The organism is Flagellimonas oceanensis, from assembly GCF_003992595.1.
GTDB lineage: Bacteria > Bacteroidota > Bacteroidia > Flavobacteriales > Flavobacteriaceae > Flagellimonas > Flagellimonas oceanensis.
Genome location: NZ_RZNA01000052.1, coordinates 47,879 through 67,417, shown reverse-complemented (window position 1 = coordinate 67,417; position 19,539 = coordinate 47,879). Strand labels below are relative to the sequence as shown.

At 45.5% G+C, this 19,539-nt stretch carries 15 protein-coding genes; 6 read left to right on the top strand and 9 right to left on the bottom strand.

Annotated features, from left to right (window positions below; genetic code table 11):
- Positions 1-75: 75 nt before the first annotated feature.
- Positions 76-1,746 (bottom strand): asparagine synthase B, encoded by a 1,671-nt coding sequence (gene asnB, locus EO132_RS17515; RefSeq protein WP_127139102.1) that lies wholly within the window; start codon positions 1,744-1,746, stop codon positions 76-78.
- Between the two features lie 241 nt (positions 1,747-1,987).
- On the opposite strand from asnB, the gene EO132_RS17510 reads away from it, so the two are divergent.
- Complete coding sequence (locus tag EO132_RS17510; protein ID WP_127139101.1) at positions 1,988-2,521, top strand: DUF2911 domain-containing protein; 534 nt, start codon at positions 1,988-1,990, stop codon at positions 2,519-2,521.
- Between the two features lie 79 nt (positions 2,522-2,600).
- On the opposite strand, the gene EO132_RS17505 is transcribed toward EO132_RS17510, so the two are convergent.
- The 4 genes from EO132_RS17505 to EO132_RS17490 all read right to left on the bottom strand — a co-directional run bounded on the left by EO132_RS17505 (position 2,601) and on the right by EO132_RS17490 (position 10,242).
- A complete protein-coding gene (locus EO132_RS17505; RefSeq protein ID WP_127139100.1) occupies positions 2,601-4,220 on the bottom strand; it encodes an amidohydrolase in 1,620 nt (539 codons plus the stop codon).
- A 42-nt stretch (positions 4,221-4,262) separates the two neighbouring features.
- Positions 4,263-5,357: an OmpA family protein gene (locus tag EO132_RS17500; protein ID WP_127139099.1), complete on the bottom strand. Its 1,095-nt coding sequence runs from the start codon at positions 5,355-5,357 to the stop codon at positions 4,263-4,265.
- A 103-nt stretch (positions 5,358-5,460) separates the two neighbouring features.
- Positions 5,461-7,206, bottom strand: coding sequence for a TonB-dependent receptor (locus EO132_RS17495; protein ID WP_127139098.1), 1,746 nt, complete (start codon positions 7,204-7,206; stop codon positions 5,461-5,463).
- 12 nt (positions 7,207-7,218) lie between these two features.
- Positions 7,219-10,242 carry a tetratricopeptide repeat protein gene (locus tag EO132_RS17490; RefSeq protein WP_127139097.1) on the bottom strand — a complete coding sequence of 1,008 codons (3,024 nt, stop codon included), beginning with the start codon at positions 10,240-10,242 and terminating at the stop codon, positions 7,219-7,221.
- Positions 10,243-10,340: 98 nt separating this feature from the next.
- Here EO132_RS17490 and EO132_RS17485 point away from each other — a divergent pair, with 98 nt between their 5' ends.
- From EO132_RS17485 to ppgK, 3 genes are all read left to right on the top strand, one after another.
- Complete coding sequence (locus tag EO132_RS17485; RefSeq protein ID WP_127139096.1) at positions 10,341-10,580, top strand: LemA family protein; 240 nt, start codon at positions 10,341-10,343, stop codon at positions 10,578-10,580.
- A gap of 75 nt (positions 10,581-10,655) precedes the next feature.
- On the top strand, positions 10,656-11,339 hold the full coding sequence (locus EO132_RS17480; RefSeq protein ID WP_127139095.1) for a cell division ATP-binding protein FtsE: 684 nt from the start codon (positions 10,656-10,658) through the stop codon (positions 11,337-11,339).
- A 96-nt stretch (positions 11,340-11,435) separates the two neighbouring features.
- Complete coding sequence (gene ppgK, locus EO132_RS17475; protein ID WP_127139094.1) at positions 11,436-12,194, top strand: polyphosphate--glucose phosphotransferase; 759 nt, start codon at positions 11,436-11,438, stop codon at positions 12,192-12,194.
- A 122-nt stretch (positions 12,195-12,316) separates the two neighbouring features.
- On the opposite strand, the gene typA is transcribed toward ppgK, so the two are convergent.
- From typA to EO132_RS17455, 4 genes are all read right to left on the bottom strand, one after another.
- Positions 12,317-14,116 carry a translational GTPase TypA gene (gene typA, locus EO132_RS17470; protein WP_127139093.1) on the bottom strand — a complete coding sequence of 600 codons (1,800 nt, stop codon included), beginning with the start codon at positions 14,114-14,116 and terminating at the stop codon, positions 12,317-12,319.
- A 99-nt stretch (positions 14,117-14,215) separates the two neighbouring features.
- Entirely contained in the window at positions 14,216-14,755 is a 540-nt protein-coding gene (locus tag EO132_RS17465; protein WP_127139092.1) for a hypothetical protein, read from the bottom strand.
- A gap of 53 nt (positions 14,756-14,808) precedes the next feature.
- Positions 14,809-15,366, bottom strand: coding sequence for a hypothetical protein (locus EO132_RS17460; protein ID WP_127139091.1), 558 nt, complete (start codon positions 15,364-15,366; stop codon positions 14,809-14,811).
- A gap of 65 nt (positions 15,367-15,431) precedes the next feature.
- Positions 15,432-16,013: a hypothetical protein gene (locus EO132_RS17455; protein ID WP_127139090.1), complete on the bottom strand. Its 582-nt coding sequence runs from the start codon at positions 16,011-16,013 to the stop codon at positions 15,432-15,434.
- 73 nt (positions 16,014-16,086) lie between these two features.
- Between EO132_RS17455 and kdsA the strand changes: the two genes are divergently transcribed.
- Complete coding sequence (gene kdsA / locus EO132_RS17450) at positions 16,087-16,905, top strand: 3-deoxy-8-phosphooctulonate synthase (protein WP_127139089.1); 819 nt, start codon at positions 16,087-16,089, stop codon at positions 16,903-16,905.
- 163 nt (positions 16,906-17,068) lie between these two features.
- On the top strand, positions 17,069-19,531 hold the full coding sequence (locus EO132_RS17445) for a TonB-dependent receptor (protein ID WP_127139088.1): 2,463 nt from the start codon (positions 17,069-17,071) through the stop codon (positions 19,529-19,531).
- Positions 19,532-19,539 lie beyond the last annotated feature (8 nt).

Genomic DNA, 19,539 nt, shown 5'->3' with positions numbered 1-19,539 from the left:
CTTTTCTGACTAATTAAAATAATGAAACAAGTTAGCTTTACTGCTTCATATCGTTTGGTTGGTTTAAAACGGGGGTTATTTCACATACGCATCGGTATGGACCTTGGCCACAGCCCTTCCCGATGGGTCGTTCATGTTCTTGAAGGCTTCGTCCCACTCCAAGGCAATCTTGGTACTACAGGCCACCGATGGCTCCTGGGGCACACTCAACGCTGCCGCATCCGAAGGGAAGTGACTTTCAAAAACTGAACGATAGTAATATTCTTCTTTCGAGGTCGGGGTTTGAATGGGGAATTTGAAATGGGCATTTGCCAATTGCTCATCCGTGATCTCCTCTTCCACCAAAGCTTTCAAGGTATCAATCCAACTGTATCCTACACCATCCGAAAATTGTTCTTTTTGTCTCCAGGCCACACTTTCGGGCAAATAATCTTCAAATGCTTTTCGCACCACCCATTTCTCCATACGTTCACCATTGATCATCTTATCTTTTGGGTTGATGCTCATTGCTACATCCATAAACTCTTTGTCCAGGAAGGGAACACGCCCTTCGATACCCCATGCGGCCAAGGATTTGTTGGCTCTTAGGCAATCGTACATATGGAGTTTATCCAATTTCCTCACGGTCTCCTCATGAAAGTCCTTCGCGCTAGGTGCTTTGTGGAAATAAAGATATCCGCCGAAAAGTTCATCCGCTCCCTCGCCCGAAAGTACCATCTTGATTCCCATGGATTTAATGACCCTAGCCATTAAATACATGGGCGTGGAAGCCCTTATCGTCGTGATATCGTAGGTTTCCAGGTTGTAAACAACATCTTTTATAGCATCCAAGCCCTCTTGAATGGTAAATTTGATTTCGTGGTGCACCGTTCCAATATGATCCGCTACTTTTTGAGCGGCAGCTAAATCAGGTGAACCTTCCAATCCTACGGAGAAGGAGTGCAACTGAGGCCACCATGCGTCGGCCGTATCGCCGGATTCCACACGTTTTTGTGAATATTTTTTGGCAATTGCGGAAGTTACGGAAGAATCCAGTCCCCCAGATAGCAATACACCATAGGGCACATCGGACATCAACTGACGGTGCACCGCAGCCTCCAAAGCGTCCTTTACTTTTTGAATACTGGTTTCGTTCTCCTTGACCGCATCATATTCCATCCAGTCGCGCTTGTACCATCTCACAAATTCGCCATCGGAACTGTGCATGTAGTGTCCCGGGGGAAATAGTTGGATTTTGGAACAGGTCCCTTCCAAAGCCTTCAACTCGGAAGCCACGTAGAAGGTCCCATTCTTGTCCCAACCGATATACAAGGGAATGATTCCCATATGGTCACGGGCGATGAAATACTCATCTTTTTCGGAATCGTAAATGGCAAAACCAAAGATTCCGTTCATTTCATCAACGAAGGCTGGCCCTTTTTCCTGATAAAGAGCCAAAATAACCTCACAATCGGATTGGGTTTTGAAATTATATTTACCGTCAAACTGTTTTCTCAACTCTTGATGATTATATATCTCGCCATTGGCGGCCAAGACCAATTTACCATCTGCACTGAACAATGGTTGTTTTCCCGAAGCGGGATCCACAATGGCCAATCTCTCGTGGGCCAAAATGGCTTTGTCATCGGAGTAAATACCACTCCAATCGGGCCCTCGGTGCCTTACTTTCTTCGACATCTCCAACAATTGGGGCCTAAGTACTTCCGTACTTTCCTTTACATCAAATGCGCATACTATACCACACATAAAAAACAGATTTAATAACAATTTTGAAACAAAAATGAATTTAAAGATTAAAATATAAAACCCTAAACTATATTTATATTACATATTGTAATTTTTTTCTTTTATAAAAGTAAATAATGAAACTTATTTTACCTATTCTGATTTTAACCCGAACGCTTTGTAAGGTTGCTTAATTTTCTCGTCTGTATATTTATAGCAACATTATAATTAACTAGTTTTACAAGGAACTTAAATCACAATCATGAAGAAATTAACAGTATTACTTTTAGTGTTTTGTACCAGTTTGGTGTTTACCGTGGAAGCTACGGCCCAGAAATTCAGTGGACTTGACAAGAGCCCAGCGGACATTGCTTACTACCCTGCAAGCTCCAAGGAAACCGATAAAGCTGCACGTGTCATATACAGCCGTCCGCAATTGAAAGGACGTAGCCTTGCCGAATTGGCCCCCGTGGGAAAGGTTTGGAGAACCGGTGCAAACGAAGCTACCGAAATCACATTTTACAAGGACGCCACTGTTGGCGGCAAAACGATCAAAGCCGGTTCCTATTCCCTCTTCACCATTCCAGGGGAAGATGAGTGGACGGTGATCTTCAACGGTAACCTTCACCAATGGGGCGCCTATTCCTACGACAGCGATGCCGACGTGGTTCGTGCGACCGCCAAAGCTTCCACGGACAGTGAAGCATTGGAAGCTTTTGGAATAGCCTTCGATGATGATGGAAACTTGGTTATGGGCTGGGGAACCACAAGGGCCACCTTGCCCATCAGCTACTAGAGAGTCTTGGATATCACGGCCATAAAAATGCCCCTAAATAGTTCGACACTATTTGGGGGCATTTCATTTGGGCCTTTTTTTATTTCTTCTGGACGCCTCCCAAGAAAACGTGTTTTGCAGTGACGTTGGGAATTTCTTCGGATGGAATCGTCATAATATCATCGCTCAAAACCACAAAATCGGCAAATTTACCCGGCTCGATACTTCCTTTTTCATCTTCCTCAAAATTGGAATAGGCCGCCCAAAGGGTCATGCCCTTCAAGGTTTCTTCCCTACTTAAGGCGTTCTCCATTTGAAAACCGCCTTCGGGATATTGTTCCACATCTTGACGGGCCACTGCGGCATAAAAGGTCAAAAATGGGTTCACTTGCTCCACGGGGAAGTCGGTGCCCAAGGCCACCAATCCCGCTTTCTCCAACAAGTCCTTATAGGCATAGGCCCCTTGTACCCGTTCTGGTCCCAATCTATCCCCGGCCCAATACATATCGCTTGTGGCATGGGTCGGCTGCACGGATGGAATGATGCCTTTTTCAAAATAATCGAAATCGGACGGAGTGATGATCTGCGCATGCTCCACTTTCCATCTACGGTCCGTTTTACCCTCCAAGGCCTTATCATAGGCCCTTAGCACAACGATATTGGCCGAATCGCCAATGGCATGGGTGTTCATCTGGTAATCACTGGCCGCAATGCGCTGTGCCAGGGCCTCGATCTGGTCCACAGGGGTTACCATGGCCCCGAAATGTCCCGGCTTATCGGAGTAAGGTGCCCGCAATGCCGCTCCTCGGGAACCCAGTGCACCATCCCCATATACTTTCACGGAACGGACATTCAAGCCCTCGGTTTTGATAATGCCCTTATCCAAAAAGTAATCCAGGTTTTCAGGATAGTTGGCCACCATGGCATAGACCCTGATGGATAGTTCGCCGGCTTGCTGTAGACTATCGATCAACTCAATGATATCCCTGGACAGTCCTGCATCGTTTACCGTGGTCAACCCGTAATCCAAAGAAATCTCCTCCGCATCCTTGAGGGCCTGTATTTTTTGTGCTCTGGTGGAAGGGGGCACAATAGCGCCGATCAATCCCATTGGATTATCCACCAAAATGCCGGTAGGCTCACCGTTTTCCTTCACGATCTCGCCACCTTCCGTTTCAGTATCCGCCGTAATGCCCGCCATGTCCAATGCTTTTTGGTTGACCAAAAGGGCGTGGCCATCGATACGGCGCAATGCCACCGGTGTATCCGGGAACAGTTCATCCAATTTGTCCTTGGTCGGGAATTCCTTTACTTCCCAATCATTTTGATCCCATCCCCTACCTTGGATAAAGTTGGACTGACGCTCTTTTTGAAAAGCCACCACTCTTTCCAAAACTTCATCAAAGCTTTGGGTACCGACCAAATCCACCACTTGTTGGTTCTGTCCCAACCCATAAAAATGGCAATGGGCATCAATAAGGCCTGGAACAATGGTCCTGCCCTGGGCATCCAAGTTCTCTTGGGCATTGTATTTTTTTGAAATTTCCCCGGTCTCGCCAACGGCGACAAATTTTCCATCCTTGATGGCCATACTGGAGGCTTTGGAGAAATCGGCATCCACGGTATAGATGTTTGCATTGGTGACGATCAGGTCCACCTCTTCTTTGGTGGCGCAAGAAAAAACAAATAGGCCGGTAGTTAGTAATAGGAACTTTTTCATTTCTGGTGGTTTCCATCAAAAATAGAAAAAGGAAAGAAATGTTTACGGGTTTTCGTCCTCAAACTTTGTCATCACAAACTCCACCCTTCGGTTCTTTCTTCGGGCTTCCTCGGTAAGTGTCGTGTCCAAAGGTTTGCTATCCCCGTATCCTTTGGAGGTAATTCTGTTTTTATCCAAGCCAAGGTCGATCAAATATTGCGCAACCGAACTGGCGCGCTCCCGTGAGAGAATATCGTTATAGTCATCCGACCCCAGATCATCGGTGTGTCCATTGATGGCCACCTTTAAGTTCGGGTTTCTCCTGAGATGCTCGTACACATCCCGAAGACTCTGCTCTGCTTTGGGCTGAAGGTCAAAACGGTCAAAATTGAAATTGACATGATCCAACACATAAACCTCATCGGTCTTATATTCTGGCCCGAGATAGGTCAACGAAATATCGTCCAAATAATAGTAGGCGTAGCCCTCCTCTTTTGTTGATGGATTTTGGCCATCCAGGTAAGAAGTCCCAGCGTTACTTTTGAAATTACCGAGGATCAAATAGCTCTCAAAACCCTTGGAGACCATATCAAAGCTCAATTCCATCCAATCCTGCTTATCCTGATAATATCCCGCAACGGGAAATTGTTTAATGTGCGTGGTCTGGGCGGTCGCCTCCATAAGTTCTCTTTGTGATAGCTCTCGTTTGGTATGGACCGATAGTGGTTTCTCCGAGAAAACCGCGCCCATATCCATAACGGCCCCATCCGATTTTTCGGAAAGACTGATAAACAGAGTCAATCGATACCTACTTCCCTTTTCAAGGGTTTCCGTCAAAGGCACTTGAATGTATTCGCGATAATCACGAGGCGCGAAAAGATAGAGTCCTGCATAAGCGGCCCCTTCGTACGGCTCTTGCCTTCCCTTAAAGTTCATGGGGACACCCAGCTTGGTTCGGCTGCATTCGTTGAAATAATCCGTAGTGCCCAGTGTTGGGGCACTCCAATGTTCCGCATCTTTGTTAAGATTGCTCATTTTAACAGGACAAGACACAAAGTCTTCAAAACCACCGTTTTGCACAAGGTTTTGACTAAATCCAATGGAGAAACCCATCAAAAACAGGTGGAGAAATAGGGTATGTATTGGTCTTGGTTGCATTATTTCCTTTTTTAAAGGGAACGGTCAACCATTGGAACATCAACAAGTTAACCGAAAATAATGAACGGTATTTTTAACATTTTATTGCGTATTCCCCTACAGACTAGAAATCGAACTTATAGGATACCCCTGCCAGAGCCTGGAATCCCTGCACCCCGAAATTGGCCCAACGCTGGTAATTATTGTTGGCAATATTGGATGCTTTCACAAAAATAGAGAGTTGCTCATTGAATCGATACCCTACGTGTGCATTGGCATCAAAAAAGCCATCCAAGGTCACTTGTTGGAACAGCAATTCCGAATCAAGCGGATCTACTTGGGACAACAGGTCATCCCTTTCCCCCACATAGAACAGATTGGCTCCCATATACCATTGATCGGTAATTTGGTAATCCATGAACACCGAACCCTTTATTGATGGCAGGTTCCACGCTGGATTATCCGTCTCGGTGTCATAATCATAGAATTCAGCATTGACACCTAAAGAAAAGTTACGGTTCACATCCACATTGATTTCCCCGAACACACCCAAGGTCTTTACATCATCGTAAAACACCTGAAAGGAATTACCGTAGAAATAGCTCTTTTCATCATCCCTGGCCGTATTGATTGGATTGTGAAAGAACAAGGGCTTCCTGTTTTCCGCCATGTACGAACCCTTGATGTTGTACCCCACATTGGAGGTCAACTGACCTTTCAATCCCAAATACCCTTCATACTGTTGGTCGGTAGGAACGATGTCCAAGGTCGGGGACACATAAGGATTGTCATCCACAAAATCGTGATAGGAGTTTTGCTTCAACTCCCCTTCTATTCCCCCATAGGCGATCACATTTTCGTCCATCACGCGGTAGGATGCCGTTACAGCGGGATAGATATAAAAATTGTTCTCGCTGTTTTCCATATCCAGTCCGTAGACGATATTGGCTCCCAGGTTCAATGTAAGATCATCTCGAAGGATCAACAAACTTGGGGTAACGCCTGCCTGAAGATTACCGTATTTTTTCTCTCCTTCATTTACCGCATCGGAAATGGAGCCATTTTGAAAACTTCCCCCTACATAATCCACTTTGGCAGAAATTGTGATCAATTCCTCGGTAATGGGGAGTTCAAAAGTCGGGTTGATCACCGCGCGGTTCTCCGCAGACTCGGTTGCATCCCAAAAGCGCCTCAACAACACATTCCCACTTTTAAAATAGGAATCCTCCATGTTGAAATTTGCCTTGGCCTCTGCATTGAAATAGTTTTGTGTCTCATCCATGGCATTGACCTCATCCTCGCTGAACAAGTCACTCTGGATGCCGTACCAATTGTACAGTTGATGCTGCAGACCTATACTGGCACCCCAATCCATATAACGATCCTTTTTGGCATAGGAGGCATTCAATTGGGTATTGTAGAAGTCCGTGTCCAAGGGTGTGGAGTCCAAGTCCCCGCGTGAGGAGTTATGGCTGAGCCCGAAATCCAACAGATCCTCTCCCCTGTTGAAATCCCTGCTGGTATAAAAATCGACCAGGGCATTGTTGTAATTGCCCAAACCAACCGACGCATAGGAATTGTACAAGGTGGGTGGTGGTGTTTTTTCCACTCCCGAAGCTTTTCCTTTTGCCGGGGTAAAAGTTGACGCCACTGGCACGGAAAATATACTGTAATTGATTTTTTTCTTTTGGAGCACAATGGAATCGTTCAAGCTCGGGGATGATTTGATCTTAAAGGCATCCGAAACGGTCGGGGAATACGGCTTTACCACCGTTACCGTTTCCGTACCGATGTTATCCTCTTCCTGGGCGATAACCATTCCGCATAGGCTCAAAAAAAGTAATGAAAATATATAGGTTCTCTTTTGCATGCTGTGTCTCGTTTAGTTTTTATCGGGGTCTACGGATGAATTGCTCTCGGCTTCCTTGGCCTTGATCGTGGCCAGTTCATTTTCCGCATCCGAAACGATTTCCTCAAATTCGGCGAAATTGGAAATGACACTTTCCAAAATGTAAGTGGCCTGGAAGGCATCCCCCAGATTATAGAAGTTCTTGGCCATGATCACCAAGCCTTTTCCCGCCCACTCCTTGTAGGCGGCATAATCCTTGGCCAATTTTTGAACGGCCTCGTTGGAGGCTTCATAGGCCTGCTCCTTATTTTTAAAATAGGCATCATAGTACCAAGCTTCGGCAGCGAGCTCTCCCGATGCTATTTGTTTAACATCTTGGTAAGCGGTTTTAGCTAAATTCCCATTGTCCGTGGCAATGGCCGAGCGCGCTATCATGATTTGCGCATCACTTTTAATGCGATCATCTATTTTGGGTGCGTCCAACACCTTTTCGGCATAGGCAATGGTCTGGGCATAATCCTTTTGGCCATAGTAGCCCTTCATCAAATTGGATTGGGCAAAGGTTTTGTTCTCTGAAATATCCGCTGTGCTTTCCAATCTTTTCAAATAAGGGATGGCACTGCCATAATCCTGTTTATCCACGTAGATTTCACAAACGCGAGTCAAGGCCTGCTCGGTATACTCCCCATTGCCACCATCGGCAACGGCCCTATATCTTGGCAAAGCCTTGTCCTTATCGCCATCGGCAAAATAGAGTTGCGCCAAGGCAAAATTGGCGTTTTGCGCATGGAGTCCGTTCGGGAATTCGTTCAAGTAATCTTCATAGCCACGGATGGCGGCTGCAGTTTTGCCTTCAATTTGTTTGCGTTCCGCGGATTCAAAACTGGCATTATCCAGCTCGGCATCCGTTACCTCCACAAAATCCAAATTTCTGGCCCAAGCAGCATACTCGCTTACCCGACCTTCATCCACGTACACCAATTTGGCGGTAGCCACCGCTTGTTTGGCCTCTTGGGTGTTCGGATATTTTTGGACCACTTCCTTGAGTTTCTCCAAAGCCCGATCGTTACGACTGGCATTATAATGAACCAAGCCCGATCTTAACAATCCTCTTGGGGCAAACTTGCTACCCGGGAATTCGTTCACAATACGGTCATAGGTCTGAAGCCCTAAATTTTCTTGATTATTACTGATAAGGGTGTTACCCAATTCAAACAGGGCATCATCCCGCAAAGATGATGTAGGGAACATCCTCAAGAATTCGTTCAAGCCGTCAATTTTTGCAGAATTATTGCCCAAAAAGCCATCGCAAAGTGTTTTTTGGAAGGCAGCATAATCCCGTTCGGGGCCGTTCATCTTTGATGAAGCATCGTAAGCCTTCTTCGCCAATTGGTATTTACTGCTTACAAAATAGCTGTCGCCCAAGCGCAAATACCCATCATTCTTTCTTTGGTCATCAATGGCATTGGAGCTTACCACATTTTGAAAATAGGATATGGCATTGTTGTAATCTTTTAGTTTGAAGTACGAGTAGCCCAGATTGTAATCCAGCTGCTCGTATTCTGATAGTGACTGGGCCGCTGGCGAGTTCTGGAACCGTACAAAATCGACCAAAGCCTCCTCAAAACGGTTCAATCGATAGGCCGATTCCCCTTTCCAGTAGAGGGCACGTGCTTCAAAACTTGAATTTTCCGCACTTTTCAGGGATTTATCGAATCGTTCCCAAGCCCCTTCGTAATCGCCATCAATAAAAAGTTCCACCCCACGGTAGTAAGCCACTTTCTGGTAAGTTTCCTTGCTGGCATAGTTTTGATTTTCTTCCAAAAGTTGCATGGCCCCCTCAAAATTTCGGGAGGTAATGTAGGAGTCCACTAAAAGTTCCTGGATTTCCATTTGATGCTCGTCCTTTGGATATTTTTCCAGATAGGTGGTCAACACCTGTGGAACGGGTTCGTAAGCATTACCTATTTCATAACTCAAACGCGCATAGTTCAACCAGGCATCTTTTTGGATTTCTGGACTGAACTCCATCTGCGAGGCATTTCGGAACGCATTCAAGGCCTCGGATTTTTTATCCAACTTCAAATAACATTCAGCCAAGTGGTAATATGCATTCTGGGAAACGGCATTGGCGCCCCCTATGATCTTGTTGAACTGCTGAACGGCTTTTTGGTAATCCCCCAATTTGTAATGGCTGTACCCCAACAAATAGTAATCGGTGTTGTTCCATTTGCCACGTTTGCCCTTGTATTCCTCTAAATATGGAACAGCCTCGGCGTATTGCTCCAAATTGAAATAACTCTCACCGATGATCTTGTTCAATTCCGAGACTTCCTGACGATTGGATTTGGGCAGTTGCTTTTTGGCCAATGCGATCGCTTCTTCAAACTTTCCCAATTTAAAATTCAGGTCCGCCTGATAGTAGGTCAACTTTTCATCAAGTAATTCCGGGTCTTGAATCTGATCGAAACGTGCACTTGCCGAATTATAATCATCCTGCTCGTAGGCGATGTATCCCAAATAATATTTGGCCTGTGAACCGTATTTCTGGGAAGTGGTCACCTTGTTCAAATAGCTTTCTGCTTCTTGCGGACGCTTTGACGCGTATAGAGCGTACCCGTTATTGAAGTTAAAACGGTCGCGCTCCGAGTACGGCATGGAGTTTTCATCCACTTTTTTGTACCATTTCAAGGCGTAGGGGTATTTTCCCGTTTCAAAATAGTAGTCGGCCACATCCAAAAAGGCGGAATTTCTTTTGGTGGAGGTGGGATAACGTTCCACAAAATCCTCCATCATTTTATCCGCTCCTCGTTGATTCAGTCGAATGGCGGCATTGGCGGCATAGTATGCGCTGTTGGCTTCGGTTTCCCCGTCCTTGGTGTTGGCCTTGACGGACTCGAAAATGTTTTGAGCCGCTTGGTACTGCTCATTGTTGTAGAGCGCCAAGGCATCTTGATAGGCTTTGTTCTCGTGGGTGTATATTTTGGTTTCCTGTGCGGAAAGCACAAAAAAAGTTCCCATAATGATGGGAAGTAAAAGGAGGTTTTTTCGATTCATAGTGTTCTACGCTCTTCTCGATTGACTTTACTGATAACGTCAAATTTAAGGCCAAAGTATATTTTATCCGCCATTTGCCGAAATTTACGACCCTAGGTTTGATTTATTGGCATGAAAATGAACCGATTCGACCCCCAAAAACTGTAGCTGCTGTAAAAGCCCCCATGCAGCATGGACGGGAAACTTTGACAGCATTTGCCCAACCCAGGGAAAAGATATTGGAAAGGGGCACTTTCGAATCACTTCAAGGGGATATTTCCGCGGCAATCGGACTTGTGGAAGACCCTGACACCAATGGAAGAATCGAGAGCACGGAAGAGACAATACGGTCAGGTTAATTTAGGATTAACGGTTCATTTTGATGGAGCGTACCATATTTTCAAATACTTTTGTGTAGCTTTTGAAATAAAATTATGCCCGAAACCATTGTAAAATTACAAGACGTAGCCGTATTTCAGAACGAGAACATGGTTCTCAATGAGATTGACCTTGAGGTCAAGAAAGGGGAATTTGTATATGTGATCGGTAAAACGGGCAGTGGAAAGAGTAGTTTTATGAAGACCCTCTATGCCGACCTACCGTTGAAACAGGGTAACGGCAATGTGGTGGATTTTGATTTGAAGACCTTAAAGGAAAAAGACATCCCCTACCTGCGCAGAAAACTGGGCATTGTTTTCCAGGATTTTAAATTGCTTCCCGATAGAAATGTCAACAACAACCTGAAATTTGTCCTCAAAGCCACGGGATGGACTGACCCAAAAAAAATGGACGACAAAATTGAAGAGGTCCTGGATAAAGTGGGCATGAAAACCAAAGGTTTTAAGTTCCCCCATGAACTATCAGGTGGCGAGCAACAACGTATCGCCATTGCCCGCGCCTTATTGAACGACCCTGAACTTATTTTGGCCGATGAGCCCACGGGCAATTTGGATCCACAGACCAGTGTAGAGGTAATGAAGGTTCTACAGGACATCAACCAGAACGGACGGACCATCATCATGGCCACACATGATTACGCCCTAATCCTGAAATATCCGCACAAAACCCTGAAATGCGATGGCAGTAAAGTTTTCGAAGTGATCCAAAAGGCCATATAACCATCGAGAATCCGCATAGCGCATTGATTTCCACAGGAATTACTTGATCAGCAAAAGTTTTTGTTACTTTGTTAAAACTAATCTTGCTTCCTCTATATGGAAATTCTAGGTATTGATATTGGCGGTTCGGGCATAAAAGGTGCCTTGGTTAACGCCGAAACTGGGGAAATGTTGACAGAACGTTTCCGAATTCCAACTCCAAAATCAAGAAAACCAAAGGACATGGCCAAGGTTGTGGCCGAGATCGTGAATCATTTTGATTATGATGGTCCCGTGGGCTGTGGGTTCCCTTCAATTGTAAAAAACGGAGTCTGCAAATCCCCTGGCAACCTGGACAAAAGCTGGGTCGGTGTCAATATCGATGAGCTGTTCACTGAATACACCGGTCACGAGTTTACGGTGCTGAATGATGCCGATGCGGCAGGTTATGCCTCCATGAACTATGGGGTGGGAAAAGGCAAGAACGGATTGGTCGTCATGATCACCATTGGAACGGGATTGGGCAGTGGCGCATTCTACAATGGCGTGCTGATCCCCAATTTTGAACTGGGCCAGATTCCGTACAAAAAGTACAAGAAGATCGAAAAATGGGCCGCGGCCTCGGCCAAGGAACGCGAAGACCTTAGTTTTAAGAAATGGGGCAAGCGCTTCAACAAGTTTTTGAAGTTCGTGGAACTTATTGTATCCCCTGATCTTATCATCGTGGGTGGGGGAACCTCAAAAAAGTGGGAAGAGTTCAGCCATCACATCAAAATTGAGACCGAGGTGGTCAAAGCAGAGCTCATGAACCACGCCGGTATCATTGGGGCTGCCGTAGCTTGTTTACGGGAGCAGCACCACGGTCATCTGCATTAATTGTTTTTTGATTCAGGACTTGGCGGAATCCAGAGCCAAGGTGATTCCCTTTGAAAAAAAGAAAAGCGGATGAAGTATACCACTCCATCCGCTTTGTATTCAAATGTCAAATTGAATTATAGCTAAACTACCTTGTTTCTTTTTCTGTCCACCTCTTTCAGATAGATTTTTCTGATCCTCAAGTGGTTTGGCGTTACCTCTACGTATTCATCCTTTTGGATGTATTCCAGAGCTTCTTCCAATGAGAATTTAATGGCCGGAACGATCTTCGCCTTGTCATCGGCACCAGCAGAACGTACGTTCGATAGTTTCTTGGTCTTGGTCACGTTCACGGTCATATCATCTTGACGGGAGTTTTCACCAATAACCTGTCCTTCGTAGATATCCTCTCCCGGGTCGATAAAGAACTTACCTCTTTCCTGAAGCTTATCAATGGAATAAGGAATTGCGGTTCCATTTTCCATGGAAACCAAAGACCCGTTCAATCGCTGTGCGATATCCCCTTTCAAAGGTTGATATTCAAAAAATCGGTGTGCCATGATCGCCTCACCTGCCGTAGCGGTCAACAATTGGTTCCTAAGACCGATGATCCCCCTGGATGGAATAATGAATTCACACACCATTCGAGAACCTCTTGCCTCCATACTGGTCATCTCCCCTTTACGGATGGAAACCATTTCAACAGCTTTCCCGGATACTTCCTCAGGCAAATCGATGGTCAAGTGCTCCACGGGCTCACATTTTACGCCATCAATCTCCTTGATGATTACCTGTGGCTGACCGATTTGAAGCTCATAACCCTCTCTACGCATGGTTTCGATCAAAACGGAAAGGTGCAATACCCCACGTCCGAACACCAAGAATTTATCGGCACTATCGGTTTCTTGAACGCGAAGCGCCAGGTTTTTCTCCAATTCCTTTTCCAAACGCTCCTTGATGTGACGGGAAGTAACAAACTTTCCATCCTTACCGAAAAACGGGCTATCGTTAATGGTGAAAAGCATACTCATGGTAGGCTCATCAATGGCAATGGTCTTTAATTTTTCAGGGTTTTCCAGGTCAGCAACGGTATCGCCGATTTCAAACCCTTCCATACCCACAATGGCACAAATATCCCCTGCTACTACTTCCTCTACGCGCAAACGGCCCAAACCTTCAAAAGTGTAAAGTTCTTTGATTCGAGTTTTTACAACGGAGCCATCCCTTTTCACCAAAGAGACCTGTTGTCCCTCGCGAAGTGTTCCTCTTTGCAACCTACCAATGGCAATTCGTCCCGTGAACGAAGAGTAATCCAATGAGGTGATCAACATTTGGGTGGTACCTTCTTCTGGTTTGAATTCAGGTACGTGCTCAATGACCATGTCCAACAATGGTTCGATGTTCTCGGTCGGGGTCTTCCAATCCTCGCCCATCCAGTTGTTCTTTGCAGAACCATAGACTGTTGGGAAATCCAGCTGCCATTCTTCGGCACCCAATTCAAACATCAAATCGAACACTTTCTCGTGCACTTCCTCCGGGGTACAGTTTTCCTTATCCACCTTGTTGATCACCACGCAGGGCTTCAAACCAAGGTCGATTGCCTTTTGAAGCACGAAACGGGTCTGTGGCATGGGCCCCTCAAAGGCATCCACCAACAACAAGACCCCGTCGGCCATGTTCAGAACACGTTCCACTTCCCCACCGAAATCGGCGTGACCAGGGGTATCTATAATATTGATTTTTGTGTCTTTGTATACAACGGAAACGTTTTTGGAAACAATGGTGATCCCGCGTTCCCTTTCCAGGTCGTTGTTATCCAATATCAGGTCGCCCTTGTTCTCGTTCTCGCGGAACAACTGGCAATGGTACATGATTTTATCGACCAAGGTAGTCTTACCGTGGTCTACGTGTGCAATGATCGCAATGTTTTTGATTTTGGACATAACCTAAATTTTAAGCCCGCAAAGATACTGCTATTTTTCATTGTGCAACACTCCTAAATGTTATTTTTATCTTATTGATTTTGTGGGAGTTCCGATATATCATTTTCTACTGACCACCCAACCGAGCTTCAAGGCAAGGAAAATACCGAAGTTACTTTCAAATTCATCGAAGAAATAACCCGGGCCAACCTCAAATCTAAACTGCAATCCTTTCTGGCCCGTGCGCTGAAGACCGTACACCACCCCAATTCCCCCAAAATAATCGGAAACATGGTCCAAATTTCCGATCACTGCCTTCCCGCCTTGAATCGCGATGGTGGGAGCAATATAGTTTCCCGTATTGCCAGCGATGTTCTTCCCCCTTTCGAGCCGTCTCTGAAAATTATAGTAATGTCGGTATTGGACCCTGCCAATGGGATAAATACCGAATCCATCATCGGTAAAACTGGACTCTACATAGGCAAAACCCATTGTGGCCTCTGCCGCTATGGTTGAATTTTGGGAAAGTCCCTGTTCGTAGATAATGCCGGGCAGCAGTACATTCAGGGTCAGTTGGTGGTTTTCGACGTTTTTTCCAGATTGGGCGATTCCGATAGCGCCAATGGACAAGCTTAAAAGCAAAGAGGTAATGGTTTTCATAAATGGTCAGTTTGAATTTCCACTTCAATTACAAATACCGTACCAAATGGAAGTCACAAACCAACGCACCAACGCTTTTCGCTGATGATCCAACCGATACTCAAGTTCACCACAGGCTGAATGGTGCCTTTGAACGGCCCCACGTAATACCCTGCCCCAGCATCCAAGGAGAAGCTAAAACCTGAATCATAGCTGCGCTGAACGCCATAGACCAAGCCACCGTATCCGTGAATACCGTCGACCAATCGGCCTTCGACCACACGGTCCCCTGGGGAAAATAGGGCCACAGAAGGCGCAATGTAATTGCCGGAATTCCCATAGATGGACCTTCTTCGCCTTTCCCGGGCATTCAAATTGTGATAGTATCTGTTTTGCACTGTAATGGCCGGGAAAAAGTCAAAATCCTCCAGCGGTCGTGAACTGGCAGGCTCCAAGGCCGCTTGGTACGCCACCCGAACATCCAGTGTGCTGTTTACCCCCAAGGCCATTTCGTACTCGATGCCGGGATTGATGGCATTGAGCTTAAACTGGCGGACCTCGCAATTCGTACCGTATTGGGCATGCAAAAAAGTACCTGAGCAAAGGAGTGCCAAAAGTAGTAAGCGACGCATCGTAGGTTAATTTGGTAGTATTATAACCCAAACTTGATCAAAATAGTATGTTTTGATATCTTTATTTAATCAAGGTAAGGATCCTTTTTCTTCCGTTTGGTCGCCACCCAACCAAAAGTTAGATTGATCAACGGCCCATAACCATCGGGCACACCGTCCCCTTTATAATACCCGGCCCCGACCTCAAGATTGAAATTGAAGCCTTTCTCAAAGGTTCGCTGGATGCCATAGACCATTCCGTAAAATCCCAGGTTAAAATCATCGGGGCCTTCCACATCCGTGGAAATCCGCAATTGTGAAAAAAAGATAGCTTGGGCAGCAGCAATATAGTTCCCCGAATTGCCAGAAGTGTTTTTATCAAGTCTTTCCCTTCGATTAAAATTATGGTAATATCTATACCGGTTATTGGATGCCAAACCGAACACGTAACCTTCCTCATAAGTGGCAGTGGCCAGACCCAAGTTGGTGGAAACACTTTGGTTTTTGAAAACACCAAGCTCATAGGTGAAACCGGGGCTCAACAAATTCAATTGGAACTGGTGACGCTCCAAATGGGCCAAATCAAAAGTACTGCCCCTTTCCTGCCATTGTGCAGTGGAGATCACGGGCAACAGAACAAGGGCGAACAAAACATTCCTATACTTCATGGTTGATGGTTTAGTTTGATAAATCTAAAAAGGATACCATCGTTAAATACTATATTTGTGCAAACTTTAAGAAATGGACATCACCAAAATCCCACAGATAAAACACACGGATAGCGATAATTTTTTCTTATTGGCTGGCCCCTGTGCCATAGAAGGCGAGGACATGGCCATGCGTATTGCAGAGAAGGTCGTGGCCATTACGGATAAGCTGAATATCCCCTATGTGTTTAAAGGAAGTTTTAAAAAGGCGAACCGTAGCCGTATTGATTCTTTTACCGGGATTGGCGATGAAAAGGCACTTAAAATCTTGAAAAAGGTTTCGGATACTTTTGAAGTTCCGACGATTACCGACATTCATGAAGTTTCTGATGCTGCCATGGCCGCTGAATATGTGGATGTGCTGCAGATTCCGGCCTTTTTGGTAAGACAGACCGACTTGGTCGTGGCCGCTGCGGAAACTGGCAAGGTCGTCAACTTGAAAAAGGGACAATTTATGAGTCCTGAAAGTATGAAGCATGCCGTTACCAAAGTTACCGACTCCGGAAATGGGCAAGTTTGGATCACTGACCGTGGGACCATGTTCGGATACCACGACATGATCGTGGATTTCCGCGGTGTTCCCACCATGAAACAATATGCTCCTGTGGTGCTGGATGTTACCCATTCCCTCCAACAGCCCAACCAATCTTCCGGAGTTACGGGAGGAAGGCCTGCTTTGATCGGAACAATGGCCCGAGCAGGAATCGCAGCAGGTGTGGACGGACTTTTCATGGAGACCCATTTTGACCCCGCCAATGCCAAAAGTGATGGCGCCAATATGCTGGATTTAAGTTTATTGGAGAAATTATTGACGGATTTGACCGCCATCCGAAAGACTATCAATTCATTGTAGGTCTCTCAAAAACCCCATAATTTCACAAATACAAATCATTGATTTAAAATAGGTTACATTCTGTTTTTAGATTTATTTATAATTAGTCTAAATATTTTTTGTTGAATCAAGTGTTGGGATTTACATTTGCACTCGAAATTTATTTAGACCAATTACAAATAAAATGAAACATCTATTATTCATTCTTGGTTTCGCTGCTTTTTTCACTTCACAGGCACAAACAGGAAACCTAAAAGGAAAAGTAACCGATCAAAACAACAACCCGCTCGGCAATGTAAATATTGCCGTTTCAAATACCAGTTTAGGTACCAATACGGATTATTCGGGGGACTATGAAATATCGAACCTAGCCCCTGGCTCCTACACCTTGACGTTTTCCATGGTGGGTTTTGGCACCCAGAACAAAACTGTGAGCGTTTATGCCAATCAAACCACAAACGTACAGACCATCACTCTGGTAGAACGCCAAGAGCAACTGAATGAAGTTGTGGTCGAAGGGAACCAAGTGAATAAATTTACCCGTAAGGCCAGCGTTTATGTATCAAAAATGCCCTTGAAGGATATCGAAAACCCTCAGGTATACAACTCCATCTCCACCGAGTTGCTACAGGACCAAGTGGTCACCAATTTTGATGACGCCCTTAAAAACGCCCCTGGAATCGATAAACTTTGGGAATCCACCGGTAGAGGTAACGATGGAGCAGGTTATTTCTCGTTACGCGGTTTTGCCGTACAGCCCACAATGATCAACGGATTGCCCGGTTTGACCAACGGCAGCCCCGACCCAGCTAACATAGAATCCATTGAAGTCATAAAAGGCCCATCAGGAACCTTATATGGCAGCAGTTTGATTTCTTACGGTGGTTTGATCAACATCAACACCAAAAAGCCATATTACGGTTTTGGGGGGAACATCTCCTACACCTCCGGAAGTTATGGATTGAACCGGGTAAGCGCCGATGTCAATACTACTTTGGGCAACCAGAACAATATTGCACTTCGAGTGAATACGTCCTACCATACGCAGAACAGTTATCAAGATGCTGGGTTTAGAAAATCGTTCTTCTTTGCGCCATCTTTGGCGTTCCAGGCCAGTGATAGACTTTCATTTAACATCAACACCGAATTCTACAACGGTAGAAGCACTAACCAGACCATGCTATTCCTTGATCGTGGCTCCCCGCTTCGTGTGACCAATCTGGATGAATTGGGTTACGACTTTAAACGTTCGTACACCAGCAACGATCTGTATATTGATACGCCAACGTACAGCCTACAAGGTCAGATGAACTACATTTTGAGCGATTCTTGGACCTCTCAGACCGTAATCTCTAGATCTAACGCAAAATCTGATGGTTACTACTCTTACCTGTACGAGGTAACTTCAACGGTCGAAGGTCTTTCAGGCGCTCCAATTGAAGACGGCATTATCCTGTCCCGTTACACCAGTAACCAGAATTCCGAGACCTTGGGAACTGATATCCAACAGAATTTCATCGGAGATTTCAATATCGGAAGCATGAGAAACCGTTTGGTCGTTGGACTGGATTATCTTAAAACAAGAACCATCAACAACAGTACAGGCTACGGAAACCAAGGTTTTGCCTATGTTGGCGCAAACCCCAATGAGTTCCAAGCTGTTGCCCCTGCCCTGCACGATTATTATGGAACCCCAATGGGAACAGGCCTGTACGACTCCGGTGTGTTGACACAGGCAGGTGCCGATGCCGGAATTGCCACCTTGGCCAATCCAGGAGCACAATTCAGCGAGGCTGAGCAAGAAATTTTCAGTGCCTACGCTTCCAACGTCATCAACCTATTGCCGGAATTGTCCGCAATGGCCAGTTTGCGTGTGGACCGTTTTGCTAACGACGGATACAATCAAACCGCATTCTCACCGAAATTCGGTTTGGTGTACCAACCTATTTTGAACAAAGTATCGGTTTTCGCCAACTACATGGACGGATTCAGCAATGTTGCCCCGGTTACCGAGTTATCCAGCGGAAATACATCAGTAAGAGCTTTGAACCCGGAACATGCCAACCAGTTTGAGGTGGGTACCAAATTGAACTTGTTCGATGACAAACTTTCTGCCACTTTGAGCTACTACGACATTACCGTGAGCGATATGGCACAACGAATCGATACCGATGCCAACAACTACTTCTATACCCAAGATGGCGAACAGACCAGTAAAGGTTTTGAAGCGAACATTATCGCCTCCCCGATTGATGGATTGAACATTGTTGCCGGCTATAGCTATAACGACAGTGAACTGATCGAAGGAGATGCCAGCTTTACAGGGTTCAGGCCTGAGAGCGCCGGTCCAATGAACTTGGCCAATGTTTGGGCAAGTTACAGATTTACTCAAGGTACGCTGGAAAACTTTGGACTTGGATTCGGAGGTAACTACGCCAGCGAGAACAAGATTTTCAATAGATCCAACGGCACCTTTGCCATTGACGAGTATACCATTCTCAATGCATCCGCCTTTTACGATGCCAGGAACTTCAGGATCACCTTGAAGTTGGACAACATTGCCAACAAGGACTATTACAAAGGTTGGTCGACCATCAGCCCTCAAAACCTGAGAAGTCTTTCTGCCAATTTCACTTATAAATTCTAAGAGAACCA